Origin of the sequence: Mameliella sp. LZ-28 (assembly GCF_012274245.1) — a bacterium.
Lineage (GTDB): Bacteria > Pseudomonadota > Alphaproteobacteria > Rhodobacterales > Rhodobacteraceae > Antarctobacter > Antarctobacter albus.
On record NZ_JAANYX010000005.1, the window covers coordinates 1 to 19,811 of the forward strand.

The following is a 19,811-nucleotide window of genomic DNA, read 5'->3' on the forward strand; positions in this document are numbered from 1 at the left end:
TGTAAGCGGTGCGCCGATCACACGGTCGGGGCATAGTTCCAGGGCAAGAGGTCGTCGATCCGGGATTGCTTATGTCCGTTGACAATGGCTTGGAGAGTGGCTGTCAGCCAGGCGTGGGGATCGATGGCATTGCGCTTGCAGGTTTCGATCAGCGACGCCAGCATTGCCCAGTTTTGCGCCCCTGCATCGTGCCCCGCGAAGAGAGCGTTTTTGCGGTTCAACGCGATGGGGCGGATAGTGCGTTCGACGGCGTTGCTGTCGATCTCGATGTGGCCGTCATCGAGGAACCGGCAGAGCCCGTCCCAGTATTTGGCGACGTATTTGAGGGCCTCGCCGAGCGGAGACTTGGCCGAGACGCGGGCGCGGTGGGCGGTGAGCCAAGCCTCAAAATCATCGATAATCGGTTTTGAACGTGCTTGCCGGGCAGTCAGCCGCGCTTCGGGCTTTTGTCCCCGGAGTTCCTTTTCGATCCGGTAGAGCGCGGTGATCTGACGAAGGCCCTCGTCGGCGATGGGCGTGGTGCCGGTCCGGGCGACCTCGTGCAGCTTGCGCCGGGCATGAGCCCAACAGTAGGCCAGCCGGATATCCTGAGTGGGCCGTTTGAGCAGCCGGTTGTAGCCCGCATAGCCATCGACCTGCAGGGTGCCGGAGAACCCTTTCAGGATATCTTCCGCATATTGCCCGGATCGCCCCGGTGCATAGGTAAACGCCACGCCGGGCGGATCTTCCCCGCCCCAGGGCTGGTCATCGCGGGCGAGTGCCCAGAAGTACCCCGTCTTGGCCTTGCGCCGCCCAGGGTCGAGCACCGGGGCCGTGGTCTCGTCCATGAACAACTTGGCTGACCGCTTCAGGTTGGCCAGCAGGGCATCGTAGACCGGCTTGAGCTCGAAGGCCGCCCGTCCGACCCAGGCCGCCAGTGTCGAACGGTCGAGATCGATGCCCTGGCGGCTGTAAATCTGGACCTGCCGGTACAGGGGAAGGTGGTCGGCGTATTTGGAAACGATGACATGCGCCACCGTGGCCTCTGTCGGCATGCCGCCCGGGATCAGGTGCGCGGGCGCCGGGGCCTGGACGATCCCGCCCTCGCAGACCCGGCAGGCATACTTCGGGCGGCGCGTGACAATGACCCTGAACTGAGCAGGGACGATATCCAGCCGTTCGCTGGTATCCTCGCCAATGACATGCCGCTCGTGGCCGCAGTCGCAGACCGTGCTTTCCGGTTCGATCACTTCCTCGATGCGCGGCAGGTGTTTCGGCAGCGATCCCCGGTTGGTCTTGCGCGGCGCCGAGGCTCGTGTCGGTGTGACCAGCGGGTTGGCCTCGCCCTCGCCCTCGGTCTCGACCAGGGCAATCGCGGTCTCGATATCCTCCAGCGCCAGCTCGAACTGGTCGGGATCCATCTTCTCGGACTTGCGCCCGAACATGGCCTGTTTGAAGGCGGCAACCAGAGCTTCCAGACGTGCGTTCTGCTCCTGCTGGGCCAGGATGATGGCCTTCAGGGCCTCGATGTCGTCAGGAAGATTGGCCGCCGCGTTCATGGCCGGGGTCTACTAAATCCAGCATTCAGACACCCGCTCAAACGCTGCCCCGAGTCACTCTGCCGCAGTCGGCGGACGCGCCGCCAGAGCCTTCACCTTGCGCCAGTCGAGACCGGCAAACAGCGCCTCGAACTGGGCGTGATTGAGCGCCATCAGACCGTCGCGGATCGCTGGCCAGGTGAAGGTCGTTTCTTCCAGCCGCTTGTAGGTCATCACCAGGCCGGTCCCGTCCCAATACAAGAGCTTCAACCGGTCAGCCCGCTTGGCGCGGAACACGAACACTGTCCCCGTAAAGGGCTCCTTCCTGAGTTCATTCTTCACCAGCGCCGCCAGCCCATCATGGCCTTTGCGAAAGTCCACCGGCCTGGTCGCCACAACGATCCGCACCCGGTTCGACGGGAAGATCATGCGCCGTGCACCTCAGTCAGTGCCCGCACAATCTCCGCGATCCGTGCCGCCGGGGTCGACCCGTTCAGCCGGATCACCACATCACCGCAGACGATCTCAAGCGTTGCGTCCCCGGCCCCCTGCGCACGGTCGGTTAAACCTTCGATAACCATTGGCGCGAACATGGGCCCGGGATCCGCCTCGGGCTCTGGCAAAGCAGGCAGAACCAGCTTCCCCTCCCGTGCCAACCGCCGCCATTCAGAAAGATGATTGGGCCGCATGTCATATCGCCGGGCAACCTCATTCACCGTCGTCCCCGGCTCCAACGTCTCAGCCACGATCCGCGCTTTCACATCATCCGGCCACCGCCTCTGACCGCGAGGCCCGACAATCACCTCATTGAGAAACTCCGCTGAGTGCTCCATGGAGAAAATCCCTGCAAATCTACACAACGCTGGGACTCGCAGATCACGCGCTCACAGGGAAGGTGGGGGCAGAGCACCGCTTACGCCTGAACAGTCTGATGAAGTGACTGGGATTTCAGAGATACTGGAGCAACGTAGAAGGCCGACACTTAATTCACAGGACCGGTTCAAAATCAGTGCGATCTCAGGCCGAAAAGACCTTCTAGGTTCTCCGGCGGTGATTTGAGCTCAGAAGCTTCTCCAAATTGATGAAGATCCGTAGGTAGAAGACGCCCATCGAACAGACTAAACTCACCTCCTTGTCTGCGACCAATCTGACGATTCTAAAATCGCCCGACATTTCGCCGCATAGACCGGATCGATCTGACCGGCGAACGCGATAAGGCCCAACAGATGTTGGCGGAGGCCTTCAACGGAGGCGAATCCGCGCCGCGCTGCATGTTGAACCGGCCCCTGATCGGGAGCGCTTATGTGATACAGGTGCTTTCGAAGCCGCGAGCGGAAATCGCGTGTCAGCTTCGGCGTGTCTCCGTCCACCAAAAGGCCGAGCACAACTTTCCGTGCTCCCGGAGAAACAATCGTCGTCTTGGATTGGTTCGGCGCCAGTCCTCGAGCAGCCAGGGTCTCATACACTCGCCCTACCAGATCATGTGCGCGGGATCTTCCAAACGACTTTTGTGTCGTTGAAAAGGTGAGATCGTCTGCATAGCGCGAGTATCGGACGCCGTAGGTCTTCGCGATAGCAGTCAGTCTTTCATCTAGGTCGCGCACTGCGAGATTGGCCAACATTGGACTGGTTGGTGCGCCTTGCGGCAAAACGCCAAGCAGGTCTCGTGGATAAAGCGATGTCAAGGACGAGTGCCGAAATTTGGGAGTGCGTCGCTGGGGCAAGACAGCTGTATCGTTGCGATGTTTGTCGCGGAGACGGGTGCACAAGCGCGCAAGCTCAAACGCGACGAGCGGCTGGTAGCCCCGCTCCAAAAACACACGATGCGCGTCGATTTCGGTCACCGATTCGAAAAAGTTCCGCAGATCTATCTTGACCATCCAAACTGCGCGACAGTGGCGCGCCGCGGCCTGGGCCAACCGAGACCCAGGTGCAAAAGCCGTGCTCGCCGAATGGCATGGTGCATGGCGCAGGACTTCGGACGCGATCCAGGTTTGGACTCTCAGCAAGGACGGCTCCGGGACGGCGATTGTCCGATAACGCGGAGGTTGGCCCGCGATTGGGCGTTTGCGGATCGAGAACTCCCGATAAGGGTCCGCATCCTGCCTTGAGACATATGCTTTCAAAATGCCGACATCGACGCCCGCCAAATGCCCCAGATGACCAAGGGTCAGGATCGGCGGGCTTGGATTTGCCTGCCGCAATGTGTGTTCAGCTGTCGCAACTGCATTTTTGAGGATGGCTTCATCCACACCCGCCGCAAGGCCCTCGGCGAAGTAGCGTTGAGAGTTCCACGTTCGCATCTACTATCCACCCTTCAGGGTGAGCTTGATCGGATCGCAAGCCAGCCTACCGCTGCGGCGACCGCAAGGTCGTGCGGTTCGATCAAGTTGAGCATCAAGCGAAAGCTTGACCGTGAGCTCATCGCAATCGACGGCCCAGGCATCACCTCCTGCGGGCAGGACGTGACGCCAACGGTGCCGGTCGTTACCCCGGCAACCACTAGACATCGCGTGGTGCTCTCAACGCATTCGGAAAGTACATCGTGTCGTCGCCTTGGGGAAGGGGGCTCTTGCGGTCCTGGCGGATCAGTCGTGACGCAACCATCCGCCCTCGTTCGGTCAATTGATGCGACGCGTTTATCCAACCCCAACCTTTCAAGCGGTCAAGGATTTCGCTCACATCATCGATGTTCATGCCGAGACGACCCGATATCGCTTCGGAATGACGGGGGGATCGGCGCAGTGCAGACAGGATGATCGTTTCCAAGCTCGTCGGGCGCAGAATTGCCCCGGTGTCCGACGCCTTGGCAGACGCTTCGATACGCGCTCTTTCTTTCTCTGGAGTGTGCGTTTCTTGGTAGGGGGAACCAGCTGTACTGGATGCTCGCTCCGGTACCAACGCCGACCATCTTCGTGCATCCTTCCAGAATATCGAAGGTGCATTGTTCGGCATGCCGTGATCAAATGCCAAAAGCGCCCCCACTTCGCCATAGCCCATGGGTTTGGACCCCGTTGGCGCATAGCGACGACACAGCTCTTCCATCTGCCTGACTTTTCCTCGGGGAAAGACCGTTTGAATTGTTGGGCATCGTGTCACCAAGCTGACGGTGGGCGATGAGGCGTGATCCTTTACGCGTTGGACCCCAGCTTCTGTCCCTGCGTAGGCCACCACTTCGAAACAAAGGCCGGAATGACTGCGCCTCGACCACCAGCTGCGAACTGTCCGCAGCCTCCATGCGGCATTGAGATAGTTGATGACGCGATCTCCGCTTCCGATGAAGTCCGTTACCAGAACGAACCGGCGCGCGCGCTTCTCGCGAATGATGTCGGCCCCAGGGTTGATAAGGATCGACTTTCGATGGCGCTTGTGCAACTGGGTCAGGACGTTGGCGACAACCCCTTCACTGCCTATTTCTTCGGCGACCTGTCGCTGACGAGGCACCAGCGGCGGTCCGACGCGGCCATATGCGCGCACAGTCTTCTTCCCTTTTTGCATTTTACTCGCGCGGGACGTCTCGGGAAACAAACGGTTGGGTTGCCCGTTCCATTTCTTACGCTCTGTTTCGTTGTAAAGCGCCATGGGGTTGGGACCGATCCTCAGGCGGTCTTCAAGGACCCGCGTCAAATCGCGGCGAAAAGCATCACCCGGGACAAGCCGGATGAGTGACGCGAGGATCGCAGCATCCGCCCGGTCCGCTTCATCAAATTGATCCACCCATGCTTTCACCAACGGCTGCATGATGGTCGAGCTTGTAGTCACGTCGGTACCTCGATCTCAGTTCTTCAAAATGGTTGCGAGGTTCGCCATATGGATCGCGCGCCAAGCCAGCGTCAGGAGTCACTTTAGACCGCGACACTCTTTCGCCCAAACGAACATCGCACCGACGGCAGCATTGGCTTGCTGCACGCTGAACACTTCCGGTTCGAACGCGCCAGCCCATTGCATTGTATCACGATGTTCCGGGTGGCGTTTGTCGGTCAGCGCGTCGAGAAACTCTTCGTAAGAGTAGGGCCCTCCACAGTCCTCTGGCGGGCACGCTCGCTCTCCGGCAACACAGGCGGGAAAGTCCAGATCTGGTCTTCCGGTTGGTTTGCTAATCTTCTCTACAGTGACGAGGTGCCGCCAACCATCGCCGAAATCATAAGTGTATGTGAACTGACTGCCTTTCTTGACCAGCTGTCCAAGAGTAAACTTCTTTTCGTCCTTCCGGCCATCGTTTGGGTCCCAGCTGTCGTCACGTTCGTCGCGGGCCTCGAACCTGTCTTCGCCAATCTCGAACTCATGCAGATGATAGTCTTGCCAAGGCATAGCGCCTTGGAGAACGGAATGCAGGATGTCCAAGCTGATGTCATTCGGCACGAGGATCCGGCGCCAGATCGGTGGTTTGATGCCAACAAGTTCGATTTTCAGCTCGATCAAAGTGTGTTCCGCCTGTCTCAATACATCTGCCGTTGAAGCAACTTTTGATTTTTAGGTTGAAGCATTCAAGGGGAACATTGGCCCCTCCTGCCCTTTGGTCAGGACCACGCCCTACTCGGTCGGCTGCACGCAGCCGCCCTCCCCGAGCTGAAACGCCGCGTCTCCCTGCGACGTGCCGCTGGCAGTGCAGTCTCCTCCGGAGCCAGCCCGACCAGCCGTCGCATGGTCGTGGCAACGCTTCATCTCGGCCGTTCCGGTTACGGTCACTGGGGCGGGGGTGTGCCCTCAACGGTGCGAACAGATGTATGTGGCCATCGGCCCAATCAAGCATAAAGCATGGGAAGTGCTTCAACCAAGACGTTAGTCGTTGCAAAGATGGCTGTGCAAAATAGTGTGGTTCGGAGAGGGTTCCGATAATGTCTTCAATAATCAAGTTTTTCCGAATTACATTCTTTCTCGTCCTGTATTTTTTCTTATGCATGGTCGTGGTGACCACAATGCTTCAGGCTTGGCCGATTGGCGGCCAGATGTTGTTTGCATTTAGTGTTCCCGTCATTCTGGTCTGGTGGCAAGAAAAACGGAGATCGCGGAAAGTCGCTGCAAAGGCGCAAGCTGAGGGGAGTTCTGAAAACCTACCCGCCCGACCTGAGCAGGTGCCGCGCCCAAGTGCCTACGACAAGCGTATCGAGCGTGAGCGCGAACGAACTCGCGAAGCCAACGCGTCCAAAGAGCCGGCTGCCGTTCAGGCTTATTCCCCACCAAAGCAGGACTACGCTGAAATCGTTCGGGCTGGAAAGTCTGCGGCGCCGGCACTTGCAGCGGCTGCAGAACGAAACCAGCCCTCGCGAGTGGCATCGAGCGCATCGGCCTGATCATCGAAAAGCGGGTGGGTCCCGTCTAATGAAACAGCTAGCGTCGCCGGCCGCAACATCGGCGGGATGGTCTATGTCGGCACGCCTCCCTTGCTGAACACCTACGGGTATCGTGACAAGTGCCGAGCCTATATCGATCCATCCCTGTCGGTCGCGCGCTCTGGAGCCGACAAAGCTGGTGAAGGTATGCCCTACTGGCCGGGGTACTCGGATATCTCACCTCAGTGCCGGGCGACTTACCTCGACTGGTTGGCCAGCGGGCGAAACGATGCCTCCTACAACCCCGGCTACATGTTTCTGTACTTTTATGGTTTGGAGCGTCGCTTCTTCGTCGATCAGTCCAACGAAGATGCCAAGTATATCGTCCAGGAAGTTCGGCGGCTGCAGTCACTTTACCCTGACAATCACTCGGTCAGACGCTATCTGGGTGAATTCCTCGACATCGCGATGCTTGTCGAAACCGACATCAACGCTATCGAGCCGATTTTCGAAAAACAAGGCTGGGAACTACCGTTCTCGCTGAAGTATGCGATCGGCGTGCGGATCGCCAAAGGCGAGAACCTGACAGCTGACTGGTTGCTGAGTTGGTTCATCTGCCATCCGGAAACACATCTGAGAACTCCTGCCACGCGGTGCCGTGACGAGTTCATCGCTCTTTTCCGCATGCGATTCGATCGGCGTTTTCCTGAGGGGCTCAAAGTTAGCAAGCCCCGGAAATCACTCAAAGCATCCTATCGGGCCGCATCAAGCGAGTTCCAGGGGACCGCCAACCCTACTGTGGATGGTAAGCCAGTCCCGGATATTTCCGGCTTGCGCAAGCCGGTCGAGATTGCCCAAGAGTTAGCTGACGAGGTGATGAATGACCTCGACAAGTTCAGTCGTTTCTTGGGTCGAAATCCTGACGGCCGCGGAAGCGTGGAAGCGCATGCCTTGCTGCCCTCTGAACTGTGGCAATCCTTCCCATCGGAGGAAATGGATCGCTTGAGATCCTGGGCAAGCGATATCGTCGATCAAGGCGGATTGGTGCCCCTTGAGGAGGTGATCGGGCGTCTAGAGGGAGAAACTAGTGAGAAGATCGGGAAACGGCAGATGACAGGAGCAGCCGACGCTCTCGCGCGCCTCGGTTTCGGTCTGGCACCCGACCCCAGATTTGCGCTCCGATCGCCCAAGGCGAAAGAACCAGTTGTGTTGTTTAGCTTGGGCGAACCCATCGAAAGACTGGAGGAAGTTTCCGAAGGTTATCGAAACGCCTTGATGGAATTGGCACTTGGGTCGTTCGTCGCACATGCGGATGGTCGTATCGCGGAGCCTGAACGCAGGGCGCTGGAAGATCAAGTTTCTGCCGCGGCCATCAGCGATCGGGAACGCCGCAGGCTGCGTGCAAACCTTGAATGGTTCCTCGCTGTGCCACCGGACATGACGCTTCTGCGGCGCAAACTGAAGGAGGTCGGCCAAGATAGCCAGGCTGCCATGCGTGCGGCACTGGTTGGTGCAGCACATGCAGATGGAATTATTCACTCCGACGAAGTCACGAGCATTGAGAAAGTCTACAAGGCTTTGGGCCTTGATCCTGCGCTTGTCTACTCGGACCTGCATGCTGGCGAAGTTGCGGATGGCCCTCGCACTGTTCGTACCTCACAACCGGGTCGCCCGGGCGAAGCGATACCCGATCTTGAGAAAGCCAGCGGGCCCAAACTTGACGCGTCGCGGATCGCGGCAATCCGGTCGGACACCGAGCGCGTGTCGTCCGTACTCGGTCAGATTTTCGATGTCGAAGAGGAAGAAAGTGGTGTCTCCGCGCCTGCCAGCCAAAGCCAGCTGGCAGGGCTTGACCCGAAACACGGTGCCCTCGTTCTCGAACTGGTTAATCGGGAGCATTGGTCTGAAACCGAGTTCGAGAAGATCTGCGCCTCTCATGGTTTGATGGCATACGGGGCTTTGGAAGTCGTGAATGAATGGGCCTTTGAGACCTACGATGAAGCGCTTCTCGACGAGTATGATGGATATGACGTGTCTCCGGACATTGCAGAGGCGTTAAAGGAAAAGATGAGTGCGGAGGGCAAAGATGTCCAAGTTGAAACCACGTGAACGCGATGCAATCGTGCAGGCGCTTCGAGCAGGGGTCGTGCCCAAGCTCGGATTGCGCCATATTCAGGTCGGCCGCGTCCGAGAGATTGAAGAGCTCGTCAAAGACATGGACCGGATATCCGATGGCGGATCGGCGATCCGGTTCATCATCGGCGAATACGGATCGGGCAAGACATTCTTCATGAACCTGATACGCCTCGTCGCCCTAGAGAAGGGTCTGGTCGTGATGTTCGCGGATCTGGCGCCAGATCGCCGAATTTACGCGACCGGCGGTCAAGCCCGAGGGCTCTATGCGGAGTTGGCTCGAAACCTGTCAACGCGAACAAAGCCCGATGGTGGGGCATTGGCCAGCGTGGTGGAGCGTTTTGTAAGCCAGGCTCACCGAGATGCTGAAGAACGGGATTTGCCCACGGGGTCTATAATTCGTGAACGCCTTGGTCACTTCGAAGAACTTACCGGGGGGTTTGAGTTCGCTGAAGTCATCCGTCGATATTGGGAAGGCCATGAGACCGGCGACGACGAGCTGAAATCCGCAGCACTGAGGTGGCTACGCGGTGAATTCGCTACACGCACCGACGCGCGCAAAGCGCTTGGAGTGCGAACGATCATCGACGACGCCAGTGTCTACGACCATCTGAAACTGATGTCGGCATTCGTGTGCGAGGCCGGTTACAAAGGATTGCTCGTCGGCCTCGACGAGATGGTAAACCTCTACAAGCTCACCTCGTCGCAGGCCCGTAATGCGAACTACGAGCAGATCCTTCGGATCCTCAACGATGTACTGCAAGGCAGTGCCGAAAACCTCGGATTTCTCATGGGCGGGACCCCGGAGTTTCTGATGAGCACCCGTCGAGGGCTCTATAGCTACGAAGCCCTTCAGTCGCGTTTGGCCGAAAATACCTTCGCGCGAGATGGATTGGTCGACCTTTCAGGACCCGTTGTCCGGCTGGCCAGCCTGACCCCTGAAGATCTCTTCGTTCTTCTGGCCAATGTCCGGCGGATCATGCAGGACGATGCAGGTGCTCTGCCGGACGACGCGCTCGAGGCCTTTATGGCGCATTGCTCGGACCGGATCGGTGAAGCTTACTTCCGCACCCCGCGCAATACGGTGACGGCATTCGTGAACCTGCTTTCTGTGCTCGAGCAAAACCCCGGTGTCGAGTGGAGCGATCTAATCGAAAAGATCGAGGTCTCCGAAGACCTCGGCGAAGATATGACCGAGGTAGACGAATCGACTGGTGCCAGAGACCCCGGTGACGATGATCTGATCAGCTTCAAGCTCTGACGCCGATGAGCAGTGCGTTCGACAAACTGGCGAGGCCTGTGCAGAAATGGATACGCCAGAAAGGATGGCGCGAACTTCGCGATATCCAGGCGCGATCCATCCGGACGATCTACGAGACCAACGCCGATTTGATCGTTGCGGCGTCCACGGCGGGCGGAAAGACCGAGGCGGCGTTCCTGCCGTTGATTTCACAGGTGCTTGACGAGCCGTCGGGCGGCACCGGCTTCGACCTGCTCTACATCGGTCCTCTGAAAGCTCTGATCACGGACCAGGCCATGCGGCTGGAGGACATCTGCCAAGAAGCAGAACTTCCAGTTATTCCCTGGCACGGGGATGTCTCGCAATCGATCAAGACGCGCGCGCTGAAATCTCCAAAAGGGATCCTTCTGATAACCCCAGAGTCCCTTGAAGCGCTTTTCATTCGGCGCGGCTTGGAAATTGCCCGCCTGTTTGGTGCCACGCGGGCGGTCGTGATCGACGAGTTACACACAGTTCTGGACAGCGAACGCGGTGTCCAGCTTCGTTCACTGCTCACACGGCTCGAGCTCGCGATAAAGCGCCCAATCCGTCGGATAGGTCTGTCAGCTACGCTAGGCGACATGGATCTCGCCAAGGCCTATCTTCGCCCTGACGCAGCAAGCTCTGTCCAGCTAATCGAAGCAGATGGCGGCGAGGCTGAATTGAGGCTTCAGCTTCGCGGCTACCTCTCAGGCGATGAAGATGAAAACAGCCCATCCGCAACGGACGCGATAGCAGCCCATCTTTTCAAACACCTTCGAGGCAGCGACAACCTGATCTTCGCTGGAGCGCGCCAACGGGTCGAGATTTACGCAGATCGGTTGCGTGAGCTTTGCGAACGGGAGCACCTGCCACAGGAATTCTATCCCCACCACGCGAGCCTCTCCCGAGAACACCGTGACTTCGTCGAGCGGCGCTTGAAGGACCCTGCGAAACCGACGACAGCCGTTTGCACGTCGACGCTCGAGTTGGGAATCGACATCGGTGACGTGACCTGTGTGGCTCAAATCGGTGCGCCATTCAGCGTCGCGGCGTTGCGACAACGGCTTGGCCGATCAGGCCGCCGTGAAGGACAGCCGGCCATTCTGAGGCAGTACGCTGTCGAAGCCAAGTTGACGCCGGAGAGCAGTTTCGTGGATCGTCTTCGCCTCGGCCTGATCAGGTCCATCGCGATGATAGACCTGCTGCTGGAAGGCTGGTGCGAACCTCCAAAACCTCAGGCGCTTCACCTCTCGACGCTCGTCCATCAGATACTGTCAGTCATAGCGCAGCGCGGCGGTGCGTCTGCAAGTGTGGTCTACAATGTGCTCTGCCGCGAAGGCCCCTTTCGGAAGGTCACAACCGAAGTCTTCGCAGATGTGCTGCGTGCAATCGGCCACCCAGAAACCGGCTTGATCGAACAGGCCGGCAGCGGGCTGTTACTTTTGGGACCCGCGGGCGAAAAACTGGTTGAGCATTACAGCTTCTATGCGGTGTTCCAGACACCTGAAGAATTCCGTTTGGTTGCAGAGGGGCGGGACCTTGGAACCCTGCCGATCGACTGTGTTCTTGCTCCTGGGATGCTATTAATATTCTCCGGGCGACGTTGGGTTGTTCAAGAAATCCATGATCGTGAAAAGGTCATCGTCGTCAAACCCGCAAGGGCTGGTGTGCCTCCGGTCTTCGGCGGCGATGCTGGGGACATTCATGACAAGGTGATCGACCGAATGTTCGCCGTGCTCGAGGGGGATTCCAGCCCAGCTTACATGGACACAGTCTCTTTGATGATGCTCGAGGAAGCGCGTGCTCACTATGAACAGCTGGGGTTTAGGGCCAATAACATCCACAGCATCGGCGAGCATACATCAGTCATTGCGACGCGGGTCGGTACTGTGAAGACATCAACCCTCGCGCTAGCACTGAGAAGTGAGGGGTTTTCGGTCGAACTGCATGACGGGTTTCTGATGGTGGAGGCCGGGGACGAAACCCCCGATCTTCAAACGGTACTAGCGCACATTCGATCTGGCGAACCTGTCGATCTGTTCGCTGGAGCAGGGAATTTTATGTCGGAGAAGTTTCATCCATACCTGTCGCAGCCCCTCTTGGAGTTGGATGCAATTTCTTCCAAGCTTGCGCCCGATACTCTTACCGCGATGGTCGGTAGAATCGTCCCAGCATAATGTGTGCGGCAATCCTCGTTGACTGTTGTCATCGTTCCTAAGGCTAGTGATTGCTCTGTCTCCGCCAAGAAAGAACGGCATCTTCCGTTCCCGTAACTGGTGCCGCGTCACTCGAACGATCCCAGAAATTGACTGTCGCGCTATTGGGTTTGAAGCGCGGCTCGGACACCACAACTCGTGTCGGAAGCAAGCTCGCATCGCCGACCACCAATGCCCCACCGATGTCGAGGACCGGTAGAAGATCACCAAAACCGCCGAGGCTGTCAGGCAGCAACCGTTTGATCACGGATTGATCGTCGCCGTTGGTCAGCCGCATCGCAATGACATTGTTGCACTGGCTCAGAACGGTGCGGTTCACTTCGGATGGTCTTTGGCTGATAACCACTAGTCCAACACCGTATTTTCTGCCTTCTTTGGCGATCCTCTCGAAAATCCCGACCGAGATCTCATCGGCTGACTCTGACGATGCGCGCTCCGGGATATACAGATGTGCCTCATCGCAGAACAATGCGATGGGATGACGGTTGTCTGGTGGCGTCCACTGGCTGACTGTGAATATCAGCCGAGCAATCAAGCTGACCATGAGCGGCAGGATGTCGGACGGCACTTCCGAGAAATTGATGATCTTGATCCCACCCTTGCCATCGGCTTGCGATCCGCGCCCGCCTATCAGGAAATGCGTTACCTCCGACAGCCAGGCCATATCCATACAGGCTGCTGGCGGCTGAAATATGAACCCAAGCCTGCGATCATTTCGTTTGGCTTCAAATCGCGCGATTAAGCGGCTGAGCTTGTCGAAGTATGGTCCTTGCTTTTCCTTGTTGTTAGCGCCCGGAACCATTTGTTCGTTCAAGTCAGATAGTTGCTTGTGGACACCGTCGATATCGAAAGGCACGGGGCTATCGATTGTGAAATTTGCAAGAATGTCGGCGTGTTTTCCCGGATCAAGCATTGCGCACTTCGCATCGGTGATACAGCGCGTCATGAGCATGGCTTGGTTCGGAGCGTTCTGATCGGACCGATCTACAAACAAAGCGACCAATGCCTCATAGCCGAGAAGCCAGAATGGTAGATGCAGAACACCGTCGGCCAGTCGGCGATCGCGTCCAATGTCCCCCGGCCCAGCGATGCGTAGATGCCGAAACTCGTCGCTGTTGAGGGTCTGGTACTCACCATGGATATCGAACAAGATTACGTTGGCTTGTGGAAGACCGGCAATCTGGTCTAGGAGCCGCGCAGTTGTGTACGATTTGCCGCTGCCAGTGCTACCGACCACGATGGCATGACGTTGGAACAGACGGTTGCCGTTCAAGAAGGCCCGCGCGTCCTCGTCCAATGCATAGCGACCAAGATCAAGCTGCGGGCCGTCGCCGGAAACCTGCGAAATGACCTGCATGAAGTCTGTCAGGCGCTGACCTTCCAAGGAAAAGCAATCCGCATCGATTTCGGGCACAGTCTCTAGGGTGCGCTTAAAGACGTTCTCTTTCAGTCCCTCTTTGTCTACGAGTGTTCCAATCAGAGCGACCCGAACAAGGTTGTTTTCGGGGAGCGCGGCTTCCGGATCCTCCTCAGCCCCATCTATTGCAGTTTCGTCACCTGCCTTGCGTGTGATGCGCGAAACTATCCCGATTAAGTGCTGCCCAGCTTTCGAGCTTCTGATCGCGGTCAACCGATTGACCTGAATCCGTTTAAGGCGTTCAAGTTCATCGACTCGCACCGTCACAGTGGCAGTATCGACGGCGATAATTTTGCCGAGACTTTCATCATCGTTGAAATCAAGTATGCCCAACTCTTCCTCCTAAAACCCAATCAATTCGTTCAATGCAGGCAACTCCCAATATTTGCCTCCGGTAACAACAATACCGTCTGGGTTGTCACGGTTGTAAACCATTGTCCCGTCATCGTGGTTCTCGAGCGCAAGGTAGTGACGCCCGGCGTTGTTCTTGAGAAAATCCTTGGCTTCGGGCGTTAAAGTGCGCGCTGCGACAAGGATGGGAACGTCATGCACACGACAACGCGTCATCAGCTTCGGATGGATATGGCCGTCGCGGAACCCGTATCCTATGCAAATGAACGCGGTCGCGGCACTCAACACACGATCAGCGCCCTGTATCGCGCTCCGAAAGGGCTCGTCGTGCGTCCGCTGATATTTGCTTACACCTGGCGTGACAATCAGCGGCACCAAACCATCGGGCAACTCGCTCGTCATCGGCAGCGACATCACACCCCCATGCGGGTCTGAAAACCAATCAAGAGACCCGTGGACTTTCCAGACTGTGACCGTCCGCGCCAAATTGGCCCCTTGTTTGAAAATCAGATTCTCCGCCCCATCGGCCCGTCGCAGATAGCCCGGAAGGAATCCCGTGTGGTGGATATAGCCGCCTGAATCGGCTGCATACTCTGCAACGCGGTCGTAGTTTGTTGTTACGACATGGATATTGCGGTTTGTACTTCGGAATAACCCTGTGAATAGGGTGCGGAGCGGAAAAATGGTCTCGGTCTTTATAGCTGATTTGAGCAGGCTATAATCGCCCTGAGCGATGAAGTCCCAGGTACTTCGGACAATCTTGACAACCAAGGAGTCGGGTAGAGGCTTGTTTTCTAGTGCTGCTTCTAAATGATCTCCAGCGGCCAAGGCTGTTCTAACAAGTGTCCAGGCATCGACTTCCGGTCCATCGTCGGTCTGTACATTATCGCGGAGCCAAACGGCCAAATCCCCCATGCCACGAATGCCATGCGGTATCGAGGCCCCGCTGCCCAAGACTATCACTGGGCTATGCTGTGCACAGTTTTGGCACTGCTTTGCGAGTTCTTCTAGTTCCAAAGCTATTTTGCCTCACTTCTTGTACTTCGGCTTAGTTTGTCTGTGCCCGAAAACGATTTGGTCCAAAATTTCGCTCTTACGATACCCTCGGTAGCACTTCTTTGTCACAGCAAGTTTTCGCTGTCGTCGCAAGGTGGGTGCGTCGGGAATCTGGCAAGTGACATGGATCCGAAAATGCCTGCTCCAGCTATGATCCATGCATCAACATACGCCCTCTGGCATCTATGACGGCTGTTCACCATCCTTCCTTAGCGGCCAACGCACTTCTCCCTTTGTCTGAGTTGCATGACATGCTGGTCGCAGCTGTCGTCCCGTCCACAAAGGTTGCCGCCGATCTTTTTCCCCTGTCCCTGCGGGCCATTCTGCGCGGAACAAAAAGACCGGCGCCTGCCCCTCTCCGCTGCGCTTCGCCTTCGGTGTGGCCGGGCCTTGGCCAGCTGCAAGGTGACCATCATTGCAACGCAAACAAGGAGAAGAGCAATGACCACGAACTGCATCAAATTCACCAGCGCCGACATCGAAACCGCCAAGGGCATAGGCTCCATCTCGACCCTGACCTTCGACCTCGACATCACGGTCGAACCCGTCGCGAGCTCGAACCCGATGGCCCCCACGCACCGCGTCCTCGGCCGCTCCCCGCGCGGCAAGCTGGTCGAGTGCGGCGGCATTTGGAAGAAGCAGAACAAGGAGACCGGCGCCGACTACTACACGCTGACCATCCGCGATCACGGCTTCAACGCGAACCTCGGGAAGGCCGCTAACCAGGACGATCTGTCCCTGCAGGCGATCATCCCCTGGGGTCCTAAAGACGCCGCGTAAGCCATCAGCCAGACCGCTTCGGCGGTCTGGCTCTTTCTCATTCTAGGGTTCGCCCTATGGGCGGGCCTGATGCAGGTGTCCGAAGCATGCGGTACACTTCGGACGTGGACGCCGAGGCGGGTAGCCCGACTGGATCGGTCGCAGATGCGGCTCCGATCTTTCTGTTCAGGGACGGCTTGGAACGCGCGAACCCGAGGCGAAACCGACGGTCAGCATGGAGAACTGGGAGTCTGCTTAGCGAGTCAAGCGCACTCCCTCGCTTAGCCGAGCAACCTGCGCCTGGGTCGCCTTGGCGAAGCTCCCAGCGGAGCCGAACTCACCCTGTGCCGCGAGGGTGGAAGTCGCAAATCAACGTCATGCATCCAAGGGCAACGTCTCACGCCAGTGTCACTGCCGCGCGCCTTTCGTCGACCTGTTGGCCTTTCAGATCGCTAGCCCGGGGTCGAGCGGTCGGCAACGCCGGGGGCAGGTTTCTGGACGGCTGGCGCCTTGAGCGCTGCCGAGGCATCGCTCACAACAAAACTGCCCCCGGCGTGCTCCATTTCATTCCGCCCCGTGCCGGGTGCAGCCCGCTCGACCCCGGTCTTTTCCACGATCCGTCCAAAGACGATCAACGGAAAGGATCACATCATGACACTTGAACAATCCATCGACCTCGCCGAGCTGCAAGCCGACATGGCCTTCGATGCCTACCTCGCCGCCTTTGATGAAGACGCCCATCCCGAGACCCTCGACAGCCTCGAGACCGAGGCGCTGATCGCCCGCAGCCGCTACGACGACCTGCGCTCTCTGGGACTGGGTCACTGACCCAGACACCCCTGCGGGTCTTCGGATCCGCAGGGGTCTGACGTCGACTCTCAGAAGCTTCGTGACGCCCTCAAAGGGCGTGACTCGCGCCATCCCGCGCGGGCAGTTTTCGTGTTCCTGGCGCCCGATCCGTGACCTGCGCCATCTCGCGCGGGCAGTTTTCGTGTTCTTCGCGCCCGATCCGTGACCGGCTCGGGCGCTCGGTTTGCCTGACATCGCGTGCTGCTCCAGCGCAAGTTTCGGCAGCTTTTTCGACCTGGCTGTCCTGCATTGATGAGGGCGGGACCCGTTCCATGTCGCGCCGCGACGCGAGTTCTTGATGGCGTCCAATGGCGGCAAAAATACACATCATGCAAAACGTAATATTGCGCAATGTGATGTATTGAAGTATAAGCGAAGGAGAGAAGGAAGACGTTGGCAGGATATGGCCAATGTTTGCACATTTTGTCCGAGGGGTCTGACCCGTGCCGAGGCCAGCGAAAAACCTGAAGCTTGAAGAGCGCATCGAAGTCGCGCGGCGCTTTGCGGCGGGCGAGAGCGCGAAGGATCTGGCGGCGGTGTTTGGCATCTCCCCGCGCCATGTGAACCGGCTCGCGAAAGAGGAGGCGGGCGAGGGGATCGCGGCGCGCGATCCAAGTGAGACGGTGGCGTTCCGGGCAAGCCGCTCCGAGCTGGAAGCCTTTGACGCCGAGTGGCGCGCGCGGGGCTATGCCAACCGGTCGCAGGCGCTCAATGCGGTGCTGCGCGGGCGGTGCGGTTTCCTCGATGTGCCGCGTGATCTGGTCTCGGAATTCTGTGCCGCGTGGCGTCAGGCGAAGGATGTGAGCGACGCCGGACTGGTGCTCGCCAAGGCTGTCCATCGCGGTCGGCTGGAGGTCTCGGAGGCGGACCGCGCGGTGCTGATCGAACTGCTCGATCTGGCTCAGTCCATGAGCCGTCAGATGGGCCGAATGAAGGATGCGGCGCAGGCGCTGCGTCATCAGGAATGGCCGCAAAAGGAAGAAGGGCAGGGACCGGAGAGCGAGGTTCTGGAGGATGGCCCGCGCGCGATCGAGCGCGGATTGAGGCTCGTCAGGAATGGCTGATCCCCTCGCCCTCTACGCCTCGGTCATGGGCCGGCTCTGGGAGGATGAGCGCATCCGGGGTCAGGCCGCGGCGCGGATCGACGCGCGGCTGGCGGGGCGTCGCCAGGGTCGCAGTTTTGCGCGCGTCGGATCCATGTCCGCGCGCAACGCGCTGAAGGCGGCCTCGGGTCAGAGCCGGGCGGCGGTGTTCAAACGGATCCGGGCCGGGGGCTGCAAGACGCGCGCCTCGCTTGGGGCGCAGATCTCCTACATCAACGACAAGGCGGTCTATACCTACTCGACGATGACCAACGCGCTGACCGATGCGGCGGTGCTTTCTCAGGAGCAGAAAGAGGACATCATCGAGGACTGGGCCGGGACCTGGCGCGGTTCGACCAAGCTCGGGTTCACCTCGCACATGCTGCTCTCGTTCCCGACCGACGTGACGGTCGACCAGGTGCGCGACATCGCGATGGACTGGACCGAGCATTTCTTCGAGAGCGGCGAATACGGCGACCAATGGGACTATGTTCTCGCGGTCCATGACGACCGGGCGCACAAGCACGCCCATATCATCCTGAACAACCGTGGCGTCGAAAACGGCACCTGGTTCTCTTGCTGGGCCGAGGGCGTGATGTCGCCGCAGCTCATGCGCGAGAAGCAGGCCGAGATCGCTGAACGCTATGGCGTGATGCTTGATGCCACCACCCGGCTCGAGCGCGGCATTTTTGAGAAGCCCGCCGGGATCGAGGAGATTTACCGCGCCAAGGAAGAGGCCCGCCTGCCGCGCGAGATCGTCATGACGGCCCAGGAATCCGCCATCGCGCAGGCGCAGGTGGTGGGCTTCGCCAAGGACTACAAGAACCTCGCCGACCTGCTGGACCGGATGGACCAGCGTCACATGGCACGTGCCGTTCGCGGCATGGCGGACGGGCTTGGCTCGGGCTCGCCGTGGAACTTCACCGAAGGAGAGATTGACATGAAGGACATCAAGACCGTCGGTGACGCGATCGACTATTCCGAGCGCACGATCGAGGCGCTCAGGCTCAAGGCCGAGGAACTTGATCCGGCCGAGCGGGCCGCTTTTGAAGCCAAGGCCGCGCCGATCATCGCGGACCTCTCGCAGATGGTGCCTGACCCGGAGTTGCGCGCGCGCTTCGGCAAGCAGCTCGAAGAACCCTATCCGCCGGGGGCGGGCAGCGAGGTGCTGATCGCGGCACTTCAGGCTGGCAATGACGAGGGGCTGCGGGACGTGCTGGAGCGGGCCGAGGAAGTCGGCATGGACAGCGAGGAGCTGGTGGCCCGGATCGCGGCGGGCGGCACGCGCAATTACGGTATGGCGCAGGATTGGGTCGAGCGAGACATGAACGCGGTGCTGGCGAAAGACGGTCTCAGCGTGGAGACCGCGAGTGACGACCAGCTCGATGCCGCGCTCGAGAAGGTCGACGGGGTCATGGACGCGCTGATGGAACGCGCCAAGGAACTGGGTGTCGAGATAGGCCGAACCCTCGCGGACGAGGAAGAGGCGACATTGCCGCTCATCGACGAGGACGACCGGACGCCCAATCCCTACCTGCAGGACCTCGCCGACATGTTGCGGGACGGCAAGCTCACCGAGGAGCAGGAAGAGACGGTCGAGCGGACCTTGCAGTCCGAGCTCTTCAAGGAATTGGGCGAGGAAGGCTTGGCCGAACTTCGGCGCGGAAACTACGAGGTGCTGGACGCGGCCCTGCCGAGCAAGCTCGACCAGATCACCGTCACGCAGGAATTCCTCGAGATGACCTTCGAGGAGACCGGCGACCAGGTCTTCACCGACCGCGCCGCCGGGTTGCAGCAGGACAAGGCGACCGAAGTGGCGCGGCTGCGCGGTCAGCAGGAGGAGCTGGGGCGCGATCTTGGCCGCGACCGCGGTCTCGATGACGAGATGGAATTCTGA

Annotated in this window: 16 protein-coding genes and 1 pseudogene; 9 read left to right on the top strand and 8 right to left on the bottom strand. The window is 59.0% G+C overall.

Annotation, left to right across the window (positions count from 1 at the left end; all coding sequences use genetic code 11):
• Positions 1-17: 17 nt before the first annotated feature.
• The 6 genes from tnpC to G9Q80_RS03360 all read right to left on the bottom strand — a co-directional run bounded on the left by tnpC (position 18) and on the right by G9Q80_RS03360 (position 5,939).
• Positions 18-1,538 carry an IS66 family transposase gene (gene tnpC / locus G9Q80_RS03335; protein WP_168246326.1) on the bottom strand — a complete coding sequence of 507 codons (1,521 nt, stop codon included), beginning with the start codon at positions 1,536-1,538 and terminating at the stop codon, positions 18-20.
• Positions 1,539-1,592: 54 nt separating this feature from the next.
• Positions 1,593-1,946 carry an IS66 family insertion sequence element accessory protein TnpB gene (gene tnpB, locus G9Q80_RS03340; protein WP_168246327.1) on the bottom strand — a complete coding sequence of 118 codons (354 nt, stop codon included), beginning with the start codon at positions 1,944-1,946 and terminating at the stop codon, positions 1,593-1,595.
• The gene (tnpA, locus tag G9Q80_RS28670) at positions 1,943-2,350 is read right to left on the bottom strand and encodes an IS66-like element accessory protein TnpA (protein WP_168246328.1); all 408 of its coding nucleotides are present in this window, start codon (positions 2,348-2,350) and stop codon (positions 1,943-1,945) included. The genes tnpB and tnpA overlap by 4 nt, the downstream gene beginning before the upstream one ends.
• A 291-nt stretch (positions 2,351-2,641) precedes the next feature.
• On the bottom strand, positions 2,642-3,820 hold the full coding sequence (locus G9Q80_RS03350; RefSeq protein WP_168246329.1) for a reverse transcriptase family protein: 1,179 nt from the start codon (positions 3,818-3,820) through the stop codon (positions 2,642-2,644).
• Positions 3,821-4,019: 199 nt separating this feature from the next.
• On the bottom strand, positions 4,020-5,234 hold the full coding sequence (locus G9Q80_RS03355) for a phosphoribosyltransferase-like protein (protein WP_168246330.1): 1,215 nt from the start codon (positions 5,232-5,234) through the stop codon (positions 4,020-4,022).
• A 123-nt stretch (positions 5,235-5,357) separates the two neighbouring features.
• A complete protein-coding gene (locus tag G9Q80_RS03360) occupies positions 5,358-5,939 on the bottom strand; it encodes a plasmid pRiA4b ORF-3 family protein (RefSeq protein ID WP_246870461.1) in 582 nt (193 codons plus the stop codon).
• 416 nt (positions 5,940-6,355) lie between these two features.
• Here G9Q80_RS03360 and G9Q80_RS28015 point away from each other — a divergent pair, with 416 nt between their 5' ends.
• From G9Q80_RS28015 to G9Q80_RS03375, 5 genes and pseudogenes are all read left to right on the top strand, one after another.
• Entirely contained in the window at positions 6,356-6,811 is a 456-nt protein-coding gene (locus tag G9Q80_RS28015; RefSeq protein ID WP_246870462.1) for a hypothetical protein, read from the top strand.
• A 33-nt stretch (positions 6,812-6,844) separates the two neighbouring features.
• Positions 6,845-7,426: pseudogene (locus G9Q80_RS28375) on the top strand (TerB N-terminal domain-containing protein); the annotation flags it as partial.
• Positions 7,427-8,065: 639 nt separating this feature from the next.
• Entirely contained in the window at positions 8,066-8,899 is an 834-nt protein-coding gene (locus G9Q80_RS28380) for a tellurite resistance TerB family protein (protein WP_282593834.1), read from the top strand.
• Positions 8,877-10,184: an ATP-binding protein gene (locus G9Q80_RS03370; protein ID WP_168246332.1), complete on the top strand. Its 1,308-nt coding sequence runs from the start codon at positions 8,877-8,879 to the stop codon at positions 10,182-10,184. Before G9Q80_RS28380 ends, G9Q80_RS03370 begins: the two co-directional genes overlap by 23 nt.
• A gap of 5 nt (positions 10,185-10,189) precedes the next feature.
• Positions 10,190-12,361: a DEAD/DEAH box helicase gene (locus G9Q80_RS03375; RefSeq protein WP_168246333.1), complete on the top strand. Its 2,172-nt coding sequence runs from the start codon at positions 10,190-10,192 to the stop codon at positions 12,359-12,361.
• Positions 12,362-12,404: 43 nt separating this feature from the next.
• On the opposite strand, the gene G9Q80_RS03380 is transcribed toward G9Q80_RS03375, so the two are convergent.
• Together G9Q80_RS03380 and G9Q80_RS03385 are read right to left on the bottom strand one after the other, a co-directional pair.
• Positions 12,405-14,150 (bottom strand): ATP-binding protein, encoded by a 1,746-nt coding sequence (locus G9Q80_RS03380; protein ID WP_168246334.1) that lies wholly within the window; start codon positions 14,148-14,150, stop codon positions 12,405-12,407.
• Positions 14,151-14,159: 9 nt separating this feature from the next.
• Positions 14,160-15,083: an SIR2 family protein gene (locus G9Q80_RS03385; RefSeq protein ID WP_168246335.1), complete on the bottom strand. Its 924-nt coding sequence runs from the start codon at positions 15,081-15,083 to the stop codon at positions 14,160-14,162.
• Positions 15,084-15,665: 582 nt separating this feature from the next.
• On the opposite strand from G9Q80_RS03385, the gene G9Q80_RS03390 reads away from it, so the two are divergent.
• The 4 genes from G9Q80_RS03390 (at position 15,666) to G9Q80_RS03405 (ending at position 19,811) form a co-directional block, all read left to right on the top strand.
• Positions 15,666-16,004, top strand: a complete 339-nt coding sequence (locus tag G9Q80_RS03390) for a DUF736 domain-containing protein (RefSeq protein WP_168246336.1) — start codon at positions 15,666-15,668, stop codon at positions 16,002-16,004.
• A gap of 630 nt (positions 16,005-16,634) precedes the next feature.
• Positions 16,635-16,811: a hypothetical protein gene (locus G9Q80_RS03395; RefSeq protein ID WP_168246337.1), complete on the top strand. Its 177-nt coding sequence runs from the start codon at positions 16,635-16,637 to the stop codon at positions 16,809-16,811.
• A gap of 464 nt (positions 16,812-17,275) precedes the next feature.
• On the top strand, positions 17,276-17,896 hold the full coding sequence (locus tag G9Q80_RS03400; protein WP_168246338.1) for a helix-turn-helix domain-containing protein: 621 nt from the start codon (positions 17,276-17,278) through the stop codon (positions 17,894-17,896).
• Positions 17,889-19,811 (top strand): relaxase/mobilization nuclease domain-containing protein, encoded by a 1,923-nt coding sequence (locus G9Q80_RS03405; RefSeq protein WP_168246339.1) that lies wholly within the window; start codon positions 17,889-17,891, stop codon positions 19,809-19,811. The genes G9Q80_RS03400 and G9Q80_RS03405 overlap by 8 nt, the downstream gene beginning before the upstream one ends.